Here is a 12,686-nt window from a genome sequence, read left to right on the forward strand (position 1 = left end):
ATTCCCTTCAAGAATGGAACTGAAGCTGCTGAGAACGTTTCTGACCGTCACCGAGCTGAGCCATTTCAGTCGTGCGGCCGATGCGCTGCATATGAGCCAGCCGGCGCTGAGCAAGCAGATCGGCGCGCTCGAAGCGAGCCTCGGCGGCAAGCTGTTCGAGCGCGGGCGGCATGGCGCGGAGCTCACGCCGTTCGGCGAGCGCTTCCTGCCCGATGCACAGGCGCTCGTGCGCGATGCCGACGAGATCGTTGCGCGCGCAAGGGAAGCGGCGAGCGGGCAGCGCGGCCATCTGCGGCTCGGCATCTGTTTGTCGGTGCTGACGCTGGTGCCGCGGCTCGTGGCCGAGTTCCGGCGGCTGAATCCCGGCATTGCGGTGACGCTGAGCGACCTGTCGTCGGCCGAGCAGACGCGCCGCTTGCGCGCGGGCAAGCTCGACGCCGGTTTTCTGCGGCTGCCGGCCGACGACGGATTGTCGTCGTGCCGCGTGATCGACGAGTCGCTCGCGCTCGCGGTGCCGCCGCAGCTCGGCTTCAAGCGCGTGCCGGCCGATCTCGACGTGCTCAACGAACTCGGTTTCATCGCGTTGCAGCGCGCACGCGGGGCCGGGCTCGCCGCGCAGATCGACCGATGGTGCATGGCACGCCGTTTCGTGCCGCACGTGACGCAGCAGGCGGAAGACGTGCAGTCGGTGCTGACGTCGGTGGCGGCCGGTGTCGGCGTCGCGTTCATTCCGTCGGGCGCGCAGTATCTGCTGCGTGACGCGACGGTGCTGCCGCTCGACGGCCGCGACGCGAAATGGCGCGTCGGGCTCGCGTGGCTATCCGGGCGCGACGATCCCGTGACGACGCGTTTCGTCACGTTCATGCGCGCGGCGATCCAGCCGCCGCGCGGTCGCGTATGAACGAAGCGGTATAGTGTGCGCGACCGGCGCGAACCGGCCGGTCGCCTGCCGAACGACTTTGCCGGCCGCGCCGCCGCTCACGAACCGATGACTTCCGAATCCGACGACACCCCGCTCGACCCCGCATTCGTCGCGACGCTCGCGACGCTGAACGATGCCGCTGCCGATCCGTCCGGCAAGCGATGGTCGTTGCCGAAGATCGCGAAGCGCGCGCAATTGCCGATGAGCACGCTGCGCCGCGTGCTCACGCAGCTCGACGCGGCCGGCCTGACCGCGACCGACGTACACGACGACGGCACCGGCAGCGCCGCGCTGACCGACGAGGGGCGCGCGGTGTGCGCGCAGCTGTTCGGCGCGAACGACGCGCAATGAAGGGGCAGGCCGCACGCGCGGTCCGCGTGCGGCAGGGCGACGTCGCGCGCGCGTCACCAGCGAGCGGTCACGCCGGCCATCACCGCGTGCTCGGTCTGATCGTTCAGCCCGCGTCGATAGCCGATGTCGACATCGAGCCACGACGTCGGCGAATAGATCGCGCCGGCGATCGCGAACGCGGGATTCGCGCCGGCGCCACGCGTCGGATTGCGCGACGTGCCGACGTCGAGCGCGAGTTGCAGCCGGTCGGTCGCATGGTAGATGGCCGCACCGGACACGGCCCAGATCGACGCGAGGTCGTGCTCGCGCGTCGGCTGATACGTGAGCCCCGCGTTCGCGAGCAACGAGAACCGCGCGACGTCGACCTGCGCGAGTAACGTGGCGCCCGCGCCGAGGCGGTCGGTGCCGAGCCCGCGACGGCCGTTGCCGATCGGCACCGTGAACTTCGGCTTCAACGCGAGCGCGAACGGCCCGCGCTCGACGAAGCGCCATTTCATGCCGATTTCGACGTCGCCGAAACCGGAGCCGTTGTTGTCGGTGCGCGTCTCGAGATGCGTATAGGGCGCGTTGACGTAGACGTCGACGCGCTCGCCGAAGCCGCGCGTGAGCGTCGCGTTCCAGAGTTGCCGGTAGCCGGTATCGGCTTGTCGCGGCGTCTGCTCGGCATTCAATTCGAACTGCCAGTTCCCGTTGCCCTGCGTGCCGGGATCGTCGCTGACGAGCGGATGCGCGGCCATCGCGCCGAGCGGCGCGAGCAGGGCGCCCGCTGCCGCGTACGGAAGGATTCTTTTCATTGGAACACCTGTTAGGGGTGGCGGCCGGCGCCTGCCGGCCGCATCGATGCGAGGAAATTCAGAACCACTGCTTGTAGCGCCGCACGTAGATCGTCTTCACGATCTGCGCGAGCACGATGTAGCCGGCCATCGTCGCGGCGAGCCACAGCCAGTAACTGCCCGGCAGATGGATGAAGCCGAGCGCTTCGGCGAACGGAGAGAACGGCAGCCAGCAGCCGATCGCGATCGCCGTGATCGTCGACAGCAACACCGGCAGCGAAGCGGTGCTCTGCAGGAACGGGATCTTCTGCGTGCGCAGCAGATGCACGACGAGCGTCTGCGATACGAGGCTTTCGACGAACCAGCCGGAATTCATCACGATCTGGCCGCCGTCGCCGCCGTGCAGGTGATACATCGCGCCGGCGCCGAACACGGTCCACATCAGTACGTACGTCGTGATGTCGAACACCGATGAGGTCGGCCCGACCCACAGCATGAAGCGGCCGATGTTGCCTGCTTCCCACTTGCGCGGCTTCTTCAGGAACTCGGGATCCATCCGGTCCCACGGCAGCAGCATTTGCGACGTGTCGTAGATCAGGTTCAGCACGAGCAGCTGCGTCGCGAGCATCGGCTCCCACGGCAGGAAGGCACTGGCGACGAGCACCGAGAACACGTTGCCGAAGTTCGAGCTCGCGGTCATGTTCAGATACTTCAGGATGTTGCCGAACGTCTCGCGGCCCTTGATCACGCCTTCCTCGAGCACCATCAGGCTCTTCTCGAGCAGGATGATGTCGGCGGTTTCCTTCGCGATGTCGGCGCCGGTGTCGACCGAGATGCCGACGTCGGCGTCGCGCAGCGCCGGCGCGTCGTTGATGCCGTCGCCGAGAAAACCGACCGTATGGCCGTTCGCCTGCAGCGCCTTCACGATGCGCGCCTTCTGCAGCGGCGTGAGCTTCGCGAACACGGTCGTGCGTTCGACCGCATCGGCGAGCGCCGTGTCGTCGAGCGCATCGATCTGCGGGCCGAGCAGCGGCGTGCCGGGTGCGAGGCCGACCTGCCGGCAGACCTTCATCGTGACGATCGCGTTGTCGCCGGTCAGCACCTTCACCGCCACGCCGTTCTCGCGCAGCGCGGCGAGCGCCGGCGCGGCCGATTCCTTCGGCGGATCGAGGAAGGTCAGAAAGCCGCGCACGACGAGATCGCGTTCGTCGGCGGTGCGGTACTGGTCGCGTTCGTCGCCGCGCGCGATCGCGCGCGTCGCGAGCACGAGCACGCGAAAGCCGTCTTCGTTGTACGCGTTGGCCTGTTCGATGAGCCGCCGGCGCGCGGCGCTGTCGAGCGGACGCAGGCCGTGTTCGTCCTGCACGTGCGTCGATACCGCGAGCATTTCGTCGACCGCGCCCTTGCAGATCAGCAGATGGGCGCCGTGCGCGTCCGCGACGACGACCGACAGCCGGCGGCGCACGAAGTCGAACGGCAGCTCGTCGATCTTGCGGTAGCCGTGCGGCTTCACGCTGTCGCCGATCTCGTCGGCGCGCGCGACGATGGCGGCGTCGATCAGATTCTTCTGCCCGCTCTGATGGAAGCTGTTCAGCCAGCCGAGGCGCAGCACGTCCTCGTTCCGATAGCCGGACGCATCGAGATGATGCTCGAGGATGATGCGGTCCTGTGTGAGCGTGCCGGTCTTGTCGGTGCACAGCACGTCCATCGCGCCGAAGTTCTGCACCGCATTGAGCCGCTTGACGACGACCTTGCGGCGCGCCATCGCGACCGCGCCGCGCGCGAGGTTCGCGCTGACGATCATCGGCAGCATTTCGGGCGTCAGGCCGACCGCGACTGCAAGCGCGAACGTGAGTGCGCTGAGCCAGTCGCCTTTGGTCAGCCCGTTGATCATGAACACGACCGGCACCATGACGAACATGAAGCGGATCAGCAGCCAGCTCACGCTCGCGACGCCGCGGTCGAAGCTCGTCTCGATCCGCTTGTGGCTGACGACGTTGCGCGCGAGCGAACCGAGGTACGTGTCTTCGCCGGTCGCGACGACGACGGCGGTCGCCGTGCCGCTGACGACGTTGGTGCCCATGTAGCACACGTTGCCGAAGTCGAGCGGCGATGCGGGCACTTCGTCGTCGGCATCGTTCGCTGCCGCCTGCGCGTGCGCCGATTTGCCGGCGACCGCGCCGAGCGTGTCGTATTTCTCGACCGGCAGCGCCTCGCCGGTCAGCACGGCCTGGCTGATGAACAGGTCGCGCGAGGCGAGCAGCCGCACGTCGGCCGGCACCATGTCGCCGGCCGACAGATGCACGACGTCGCCGACGACGACGTTGCGCATCGGCACGTCGCGCCGCGCCGGCTCGGCCGTCGCGGTCGTCGCGCGCTGCACGGTGGCCGTCGTGCGCACCATCGCCTTCAGCTTCTCCGCCGCGCGCAGCGAGCGGAATTCCTGCACGAAGCGCAGCACGGCGCTGATCACGACCATCGTCAGCAGGATCGTGGTCCCGACGTAATCGCGATCGTCGGGCGCCGCGAACCACACGTCGGTCATGAAGCCGATCGCGGCCAGGACCAGCAGCACGTAGACGAACGGATTGTGGAATGCGTGCAGCAGCTGGATGGTCCAGTGCGGCGGCTTATCGTGGGCGATTTCGTTCGGACCGTCGTTCTGCAGACGCTCGGCGGCCTGCGCTTCGGTGAGACCGTGCGCGGTCGTGTGCAGCGTCTTCAGCAACTCGTCGAGCGGGCGCGCGGCATGCTGCGCGGCGCGTACCGTCGGCGTATCGCGGCGCGCGGCGGCGCGGGCCGCGACGAAGCCGCGCTGTTTCTTCTTGGTTGGATTGCGTTGTGTCATGGGTCGCTCCTGGCGCGCGGCGCGGCGGCGGGAGCGACCGTGACGTCAGCGACGCACGCGCGCAGCCCGCCGCCTCGCGTCGCGCGCGATTCGGGGGAATTCGGTAACGGCGGAAACGCTCGCCGGCGCGCGTGGCGCGACCGAACGGACGGTGCGCCACGGCGCACCGGCGAGCGGTAATCGACTACTGTCGTCGGCGTTCATTGGCACTCCTGTCGGTAACGGGTCAACGGCACGGCCGCACGACGGCCGGCACGCGCGAACGCGTGCGGCCGGTCGGCGCGCGAACGGAAAACGCACGCAGCGGCGCTGCGCGCGGCACGAACGCACGCGCGCGACGGCGCACGCGTGTCGTTCGACATCATCGAAAAATTCGGCGGGGAATCGGGCCGGTCAGGCCGGAAGGGCGCCGCATCCTGCTTCCCGGGATGCGGCAGAAGACGAGGCTCTGCGCAGTTTCCTCAGGCAGCAGTCAAGTTGGTCGAGCGCCAACTACAACTCGCATCGGTGTTCACAGAACACTCCATGTAATCAGACGGGGGCGATGGTAATGGCTCGTGCTGCCGAGCGTCAACCCTTTTTGCCGATCGCTTGAAGCATCGCAGCGGGCTCGGCGTCGCCACGCAGCCGCGCGACGCCGATGCGTGCGCGGCTGCGTAACGTGCATCACGGGGCCGCGGAAGCGACGGCCGCGCCCGCGTCGAGGATGCCCGAACCGGCAGGCGCCGCCGTGCACGACGTGCCGGCCGCGAGCTTTGCCGCGCGCGTGCCGCCTTGCAGCTTCTGCTGGATCTGCGCGGGCGTCAGGTTGCCGTTTATCGACAGCATCAGTGCGGCGACGCCGCTCACCTGCGGCGCGGCGAAGCTCGTGCCGTTCGCGGGGCCGTACGTGTCGGTGCCGGGCGTCGTCGTGCCCGAATTCGCGGTCGACACGATGCCGACACCCGGTGCGCTCAGTGCGACGTCGGAGCCGAAGTTGCTGAACGACGCGCGGCGGCCCGTCGAATCGGTCGCGCCGACCGCGATCACGCCGCGGCAGTTCGCGGGCTGATCGAGCGCCGTCGACTGGCCGTCGTTGCCGGCCGCGACGACGACGGTCACGCCCTTCGCCGTCACGTCGTCGATCGCCTGCTGGAACGTCGTGCTGCAGGCGCCGCTGCCGCCGAGGCTCAGGTTGATCACCTTCGCGGGCGTCGGATTGTTCGGCGCGCCGTTCACGGGGATGCCGGCCGCCCAGCGCATCGCATCGGCGATGTCGCTCGTCGAGCCGCCGCATTTGCCGAGCACGCGCACGGGCAGGATGCGGCCGAGCCACGACACGCCGGCGATGCCCTTGCCGTTGTTCGCGTTCGCGCCGATCACGCCCATCACGCGCGTGCCGTGCCACGTGCTGTTGCTCGGCTGGCTTTCGCAGTGGTAGTACGGGCCGTTCGGATCGTCGAGTTCCTGCTGCGTGACCCAGTCGCCGGGATCGGTCGCGTCGCTGCCGCGCGTCTTGCCGTTGTTGCTGACGTTGACGTCGGAGATGAAGCTGTAGCCGGGCAGCAGGTTCGCGTTGAGATCCTCGTGCGGCCGATAGCCGGTGTCGAGCACGGCCGTGACGACGCTCGGCGAGCCCTTCGTGCGATCCCAGGCGGCCGGCAGATTGACGCCGCCGGTCTGATCGAACAGATACCACTGCTGGTTGTAGTCGGGGTCGGTCGGCGTGTCGCGCACGTTCATCCGGTGATCGGGTTCCGCGTAGTCGACGTCGGCATCGGCCGCGAACGCCTGCGCGAGCGCGTCGGCGTCGGCCGCGGCGATCCGCTGGCCGAGCGCGAGCACGGCCGCGCCGTTCGAGATCGTGCGCTCGACCTGCACGTTCAGCGACGTCTGCGCGGCGGCGCTCGCATAGGCGCGCGCGGTGCCGACCGGCGCGTTCCAGCGTGCGATCGAGCGCTGGATCACGGCGTCGAAGCGCGATGCGGTATCGGTGGCCGCCATCGCATGCGTGGCGGTCGACGTTTTCAGCCGGACGATCAGATGATCGACCGGCGGTTCGGTCGGCGCGACGCTCTGAGCGGCCATCTGCGCGGCGGCTTGCGAGGTCGTGCACGCGCCGTTGCTCGACGACGCCGGCGGCGCGCTCGGTGCCGGCGCGGGCGCCGGCGTCGGCGTCGGTGCCGGCGACGCGTTCGACGGCGGCGTCGTGCCGCCGTCGCCGCCGCCTCCGCCGCAGCCCGCGAGAGGAAGGAGGGCGGCGGCCGACAGGATGCCGGCGAGCATGCGCGCGTGGCCTGCGCGTGCCACGGCAAGGTTGAGACGTTTGGCGCTCATGTTGAAACTCGATCCTCGTTAGGAAGCCGTCGTGCCGGCGTGGAACCCGGGCCGGCCGTGCCGGACCCGTTGCTGCGGGCGCGGCGGCCGGATGCCGCGTGCGCCTTGCTGTGGGTAACGGCCGCGGCGGCGGCTTCTTGAGGCGATTCGCGCAGAAATGCGTGCGGGACGGCAAACGGTTGCGTTTCCTTACGCTTTCCCTGATGCGACGCAAATTTTGTCGGGCGTACGATCGCGATTCGATCAACGTTTCGTCAGGAGAAAAGCATGGACCGCCGCTTTCGTTGGGCCGCTGTCGCGTTGTCGTGTGCGCTGGCCGGCGCCGCGCATGCGCAGGCGCTGACCGGCACGCTGAAGAAGATCAAGGACACGGGCGTCGTGTCGCTCGGCATCCGCGAGTCGTCGGTGCCGTTCTCTTACTCGGACAATCAGCAGAAGAATATCGGCTACTCGCGCGACATCGCCGCGCGGATCATCGATCAGCTGAAGACGGACCTGAACCTGCCGGGCCTCGCGGTGAAGGAAATTCCGATCACGTCGCAGAACCGAATTCCGCTGCTGCAGAACGGCACGATCGACTTCGAATGCGGATCGACGACGAACACGCTCGAACGGCAGAAGCAGGCCGCGTTCTCGAACAGCATCTTCCTCTACGGCATCCGCTTCAGCACGCGCAAGGATTCGGGCGTGAAAGACTTCCCGGACCTCGCGGGCAAGACGGTCGCGACGACGGCGGGCACGTCGGACGAGCGGCTGCTGCGCAAGCTGAACGAGGAGAAGGGGATGAACATGACGATCATCAGCGCGAAGGATCATGCTGAAGCGTTCATGAACGTGACGACCGGGCGTGCCGTCGCGTTCGTGATGGACGAGCCGCTGCTGTACGGCGAGATCGCGAAGGATCGCAATCCGGGCGCCTATACGGTGACCGGCACGCCGCTGATGCACGAGAACTACGCGTGCATGATGCGCAAGGACGATCCGGCGTTCAAGCGCGTCGTCGACGGCGTGATCGCGAAGATGCAGACGTCCGGCGAAGCGGAGAAGCTCTACGATCGCTGGTTCACGCAGCCGATCCCGCCGAAGGGCGTGAGCCTGAATTACCCGCTGTCGCCGGAGATGAAGCAGCTTTTCAAGAATCCTACCGATCAGGCGCAGTACTGATTCGCACGCGCCTCGGCGCGTCGTATCGCGTGCGTGCGCCGTTCGGCGCGCACGACGCATGCGCCGTTTGACCGGCGAAACATCGCGGCCGCCCGGTGTCGGTGCGGCCGTCTCCCGATCCGTTGCATAGCCTGCAACGCGGCTCGCGCAGCCCGCGCGACGTCGCTTGCCGATGCACGCGTCGTTCCCTCCGCGCGACGCGACTGAACGCCGATCCGCGTCGCGCTCGCCCATCGTTGATTCCCTTTTTGTCCCCACGCGCGCCCGCCCGCCGGACGATCGCATGCGTGCGCGCACGCGCTGCATGCCCGCATCGTGTCCGGGCGTAAACCCGGATTCAGATTTCAATTTGAACTGGTCAGAATCGGCCGAAATTGTTCAACAATTTTCGGCGGAAAAACCTGCGGAGCCGCATGGGGCGGCGCGCAGGCGCAGTTGCGAGCTGTTTGCGCGATAGCCGAAAAATCGGGAGTCACGTCATGTCCGGTCAGTCTTCGCTTCGACGTTTCCTTCGCGGCGCGCTCGTGCCGCTGGCTTTCGCGGCTTCGCTCGCATCGGCGTCGCCGCTGCAGACGGTGAAGCCCGGCACGCTGCTGATCGGCTCCGATCTCACCTATCCGCCGTACGCGTATCTCGACGGCGGCAAGCCGGCCGGCTTCGATGCCGAGTTCTCGCGGATGCTCGCGACGCATCTGAAGCTCGAGCCCGTCTTCCTCGACACGCGCTTTCCCGATCTGATTCTCGGCATGAAGGCACGCCGCTTCGATGTCGTCGCTTCCGCGCTGTACGTGACGCCCGATCGCGTGAAGCAGGTCGACTTCGTGCCGTACCTGAAGACGGGCGCGTCGCTGCTCGTCGCGAAGGGCAGCGCGTATCGGCCGAAAACGCCCGACGAACTCTGCGGCAAGCGCGTCGGCACGATCAAGGGCGCATCGTGGACGCCGAAGCTGCGCGCGATCTCGACCGACACCTGCAAGCCGGCCGGCCGCGGCGAAATCGCGATCCTCGAGTTTCCGACGTCGCCGGAGGCGACATCCGCGCTGATGTCGAAGGCCGTCGACGTGCAGATCGAGGACGCCGCCGTCGCGCAGGGCATTCCGAAGCAGACGAACGGACGTGTCGAGCCGAGCTCCACGACGCTGCTGTACCCGATCGTGATCGGCCTCGGCGTGACGAAGGGCGACGGTGGGCTGCAGCACGCGCTCGAAGGCGCACTGAACGACGCGAAGCGCAGCGGCGAATACGGCAGCCTCGTGAAGAAGTACGGACTGCAGGAGCCGACGGCCGCCGACGTCGCGGCCGCACTCGGCACCGCGAAGTAGCCGCGCGCGTTCGCGCCCGCGCCGCTGCGGCGGCCGTTCGCCTCGCGCGATGCGCGAGCGGCCGCCTTTCCTTCCGCTGGTTGAGGAGTCTCCGATGCAGTTCGATTGGCACTATGCGTTGCAGCTGTTGTGGGACAAGGATTTCTGGCGCGCGTGCGTCGTCGTCGTGAAGCTCAGCGTGTCGGTGTGGGTGCTCGGCGTGCTGCTCGGCTTTCCGGTCGCGCTGGCGCGGCAGTCGCATCAGCCGGCGCTCAAACGCGCTGCGGCCGTGTATATCTGGTTCTTCCGGAGCCTGCCGCTGCTCGTGCTGCTCGTGTTCATCTACAACCTGCCGCAGGTGTTTCCCGCGACCAGCACCGTGCTGTCCGATCCGTTCACGGCCGGCCTGATCGCGATGGTGCTCAGCGAAACCGCGTACTTCGCGGAGATCCATCGCGGCGGGATCCTCTCCGTGCCGCGCGGGCAGCTCGAGGCCGGCCGTGCGCTCGGCATCCGCTTCACCGGCATCCAGCGCATGATCGTGATGCCGCAGGCGATCCGCATCGCGCTGCCGGCGCTCGCGAACGAGTTCATCACGATCGTGAAGCTCACGTCGCTCGTGTCGGTGATTTCGCTCGCCGAGATTCTGCTCGTCGGCCAGCGGCTCTACACGCAGAACTTCCTCGTGTTCGAGACGATGCTGGCTGTCGCGTTCTACTACGTGCTGATCGTCACGGTATTCAGCCGCTTGCTCGGCTATCTCGAACGGCATCTCGACGTCAGCCGCCGCACGTCGACGCAGCCGGCGCCGGCGAGTGCGGCGCTGCCGACATCGGCGGCGGCCGCCGCGCCGCGGCCGCGTGCGACCGCCGAGTTCGCACTGCGACTCAAGGGCATCCAGCAACGCTACGGCCGCCATGAAGTGTTGAAGGACATTCATCTCGACGTCGCGCCCGGACAAGTCGTGTCGATCATCGGGCCGTCGGGGTCCGGCAAGACGTCGCTGATCCGCACGATCAACGGGCTCGCGCCGCTGAACGCGGGCGAGATCGAACTGTACGGCGCACCGTTCATTCGCGCGGCAGGCGCGCATCCGCCGCGCGTGCCGAACGATCGCCTTCTCGATATCGGCATGGTGTTCCAGAGCTTCAACCTGTTTCCGCATCGCACCGCGCTGCAGAACGTGATGATGGCGCCGTGCTATCACCGGCAGGCCGATACCGATGCGATCCGCGTGCAGGCGCTGTCGCTGCTGTCGAAGGTGGGCATGCTCGAGCACGCGAACAAGTATCCGCATCAGCTGTCGGGCGGCCAGCAGCAGCGCGTGGCGATTGCGCGTGCGCTCGCGACGCGGCCGTCGATCATGTTGTTCGACGAGCCGACGTCGGCGCTCGATCCGGAGCTGGTCGGCGAAGTGCTGAAGGTCGTGGAGACGCTCGCGAAGGAAGGGATGACGATGATCATCGTCACGCACGAAATGAACTTCGCGTTCAAGGTGTCCGACCGCATCGTCTTCATGGAGAACGGCCGCATCCTCTACGACGTGCCGCCCGAGCGCATACGGGCGAGCGGCGACGCGCGCGTGAAGGAGTTTCTGCGGCATGTTCACTTCGCATGATCGGGCACGAGGCTCACGCATGAACGGCTTCGATTTTCCGCAGGACGAACGGCGCGACGCGCGCCCCTGCGTCGACCGGCTGCGCGCATGCATTGCCCGTGCGGCCGCACATCCGGACGACATCGGCACCGCATGGCTTGCGCGCCGCGACGCGGCGGCGCTCGCCGAGGCGCAAGAATGGGACCGGCGCGCGCGCCACGGCGGCGCCGCGCCGCTGGCCGGTGCGGTGCTGACGGTGAAGGCGTGTTTCGACTGCGAAGGCTGGGTCATGCATGCAGGCTCGCGCGTACTCGCCGGCGATCCGCCGGCACGCACCGACGCGGCGCTCGTCGCGGCGCTGCGACGCGCGGGCGCCGTGCTCGTCGCGCAGACCGCGATGACGGAGTTCGCGTACGGCGCGCTCGGTGTGAACCGCACCTACGGCACGCCCGCGACGCCGCTCGACGCGCATCGCGAGCGCGTGGCAGGCGGGTCGAGCTCGGGCGCCGCGGTGTCGATCGCGCTCGGCGTCGCCGATCTGTCGGTCGGCTCGGACACGAGCGGATCGGCCCGCATTCCGGCCGCATTCTGCGGCGTGGCGGGGTTCAAGCCGTCGCGCGGCCGCTATCCCGATGCGGGCATGCAATTCCTGTCGACGACGTTCGACGTGCCGGGCCTGATCGCCGCGACGGCCGCGCGATGCCGCGACGCGGACGCCGCGCTGCACGGCCGTGCGGCCGCTGCCGCGACACCGGTGCGTGCGCGCATCGACGATCTGCATTTCGTCGTGCCCGAACGCTTCGCGACCGACGACACCGATGCGGCCGTCGCACACGCGTTCGACGCGTGGCTGTCGCAGCTATCGGCCTGCGGTGCGCGCATCGAGCGCAAGCGGCTCGATTGCATCGTCGAGGCCGGTGCGGTTGCGCGCGAGGGCGGCATCATCGCGGCCGAGGCGTTCAGTCTGCATCGCGCGCGACTCGCGACATGCGCGGATCGCTACGACCCGCTCGTCGCCGCACGTATTGCAGCGGGCGAGCAGGTGCGCGCGCACGACTATGCGGCGGCGCTCGCGCGTCTGCGCGCGCTGGCCGCTTCGTACGACGCGGCGCTCGGCGAAGCGGACGCGGTGCTCACGCCGACGGTGCCGATGCTGCCGCCGCGTATCGACGAGCTGGCCGACACCGCCGTGTATCTCGCGCAGAATGCGCGCGCCTTCCGGCTCACCGAGTTCGCGAACCGGCTCGATCTGCCGAGCATCAGCGTGCCGGCGGAGCGCCGGCGGAACCGGCCGATCGGGCTGCTGATGACCGGACGCCGCGGCGGCGATGCAAGCCTGCTCGATGCGGCCGTGCGCGTCGAACACGCGCTGGACGCATGCAGATGAACCGTTTTCCGTCGGCGGGGCACGCCC

At 68.3% G+C, this 12,686-nt stretch carries 9 protein-coding genes; 6 read left to right on the plus strand and 3 right to left on the minus strand.

From position 1 onward, the window contains the following. Positions 1-13 precede the first annotated feature (13 nt). Together ACSHSS_RS10920 and ACSHSS_RS10925 are read left to right on the plus strand one after the other, a co-directional pair. Entirely contained in the window at positions 14-901 is an 888-nt protein-coding gene (locus ACSHSS_RS10920; protein WP_039217634.1) for a LysR family transcriptional regulator, read from the plus strand. An 87-nt stretch (positions 902-988) separates the two neighbouring features. Beyond that, positions 989-1,273: a hypothetical protein gene (locus ACSHSS_RS10925; RefSeq protein WP_012216881.1), complete on the plus strand. Its 285-nt coding sequence runs from the start codon at positions 989-991 to the stop codon at positions 1,271-1,273. A gap of 53 nt (positions 1,274-1,326) precedes the next feature. On the opposite strand, the gene ACSHSS_RS10930 is transcribed toward ACSHSS_RS10925, so the two are convergent. The 3 genes from ACSHSS_RS10930 to ACSHSS_RS10940 all read right to left on the minus strand — a co-directional run bounded on the left by ACSHSS_RS10930 (position 1,327) and on the right by ACSHSS_RS10940 (position 7,210). After that, positions 1,327-2,067: a transporter gene (locus ACSHSS_RS10930; RefSeq protein ID WP_217117813.1), complete on the minus strand. Its 741-nt coding sequence runs from the start codon at positions 2,065-2,067 to the stop codon at positions 1,327-1,329. Positions 2,068-2,125: 58 nt separating this feature from the next. After that, positions 2,126-4,894, minus strand: a complete 2,769-nt coding sequence (gene mgtA, locus ACSHSS_RS10935; RefSeq protein ID WP_445544958.1) for a magnesium-translocating P-type ATPase — start codon at positions 4,892-4,894, stop codon at positions 2,126-2,128. Between the two features lie 666 nt (positions 4,895-5,560). Further along, on the minus strand, positions 5,561-7,210 hold the full coding sequence (locus tag ACSHSS_RS10940; RefSeq protein ID WP_445544959.1) for a S8 family peptidase: 1,650 nt from the start codon (positions 7,208-7,210) through the stop codon (positions 5,561-5,563). 267 nt (positions 7,211-7,477) lie between these two features. Between ACSHSS_RS10940 and ACSHSS_RS10945 the strand changes: the two genes are divergently transcribed. From ACSHSS_RS10945 to ACSHSS_RS10960, 4 genes are all read left to right on the plus strand, one after another. Continuing rightward, entirely contained in the window at positions 7,478-8,374 is an 897-nt protein-coding gene (locus tag ACSHSS_RS10945) for a glutamate/aspartate ABC transporter substrate-binding protein (RefSeq protein ID WP_060151839.1), read from the plus strand. Positions 8,375-8,853: 479 nt separating this feature from the next. After that, positions 8,854-9,696, plus strand: a complete 843-nt coding sequence (locus ACSHSS_RS10950) for an ABC transporter substrate-binding protein (protein ID WP_006396886.1) — start codon at positions 8,854-8,856, stop codon at positions 9,694-9,696. A 94-nt stretch (positions 9,697-9,790) separates the two neighbouring features. After that, a complete protein-coding gene (locus ACSHSS_RS10955; RefSeq protein ID WP_445544960.1) occupies positions 9,791-11,293 on the plus strand; it encodes an amino acid ABC transporter permease/ATP-binding protein in 1,503 nt (500 codons plus the stop codon). A 19-nt stretch (positions 11,294-11,312) separates the two neighbouring features. Then, complete coding sequence (locus ACSHSS_RS10960; RefSeq protein WP_445544961.1) at positions 11,313-12,659, plus strand: amidase family protein; 1,347 nt, start codon at positions 11,313-11,315, stop codon at positions 12,657-12,659. The last annotated feature ends 27 nt before the right edge of the window (positions 12,660-12,686 follow it).

The sequence above is a fragment of the Burkholderia sp. BC1 genome, from assembly GCF_052683555.1.

What these genes read in the sequence shown, in the direction of transcription:
- ACSHSS_RS10920 (WP_039217634.1), top strand. Translation starts at nt 14, where the DNA reads ATGGAACTGAAGCTGCTGAGAACGTTTCTGACCGTCACCGAGCTGAGC.
- ACSHSS_RS10925 (WP_012216881.1), top strand. Translation starts at nt 989, where the DNA reads ATGACTTCCGAATCCGACGACACCCCGCTCGACCCCGCATTCGTCGCG.
- ACSHSS_RS10930 (WP_217117813.1), bottom strand. Translation starts at nt 2,067, where the DNA reads ATGAAAAGAATCCTTCCGTACGCGGCAGCGGGCGCCCTGCTCGCGCCG.
- mgtA (WP_445544958.1), bottom strand. Translation starts at nt 4,894, where the DNA reads ATGACACAACGCAATCCAACCAAGAAGAAACAGCGCGGCTTCGTCGCG.
- ACSHSS_RS10940 (WP_445544959.1), bottom strand. Translation starts at nt 7,210, where the DNA reads ATGAGCGCCAAACGTCTCAACCTTGCCGTGGCACGCGCAGGCCACGCG.
- ACSHSS_RS10945 (WP_060151839.1), top strand. Translation starts at nt 7,478, where the DNA reads ATGGACCGCCGCTTTCGTTGGGCCGCTGTCGCGTTGTCGTGTGCGCTG.
- ACSHSS_RS10950 (WP_006396886.1), top strand. Translation starts at nt 8,854, where the DNA reads ATGTCCGGTCAGTCTTCGCTTCGACGTTTCCTTCGCGGCGCGCTCGTG.
- ACSHSS_RS10955 (WP_445544960.1), top strand. Translation starts at nt 9,791, where the DNA reads ATGCAGTTCGATTGGCACTATGCGTTGCAGCTGTTGTGGGACAAGGAT.
- ACSHSS_RS10960 (WP_445544961.1), top strand. Translation starts at nt 11,313, where the DNA reads ATGAACGGCTTCGATTTTCCGCAGGACGAACGGCGCGACGCGCGCCCC.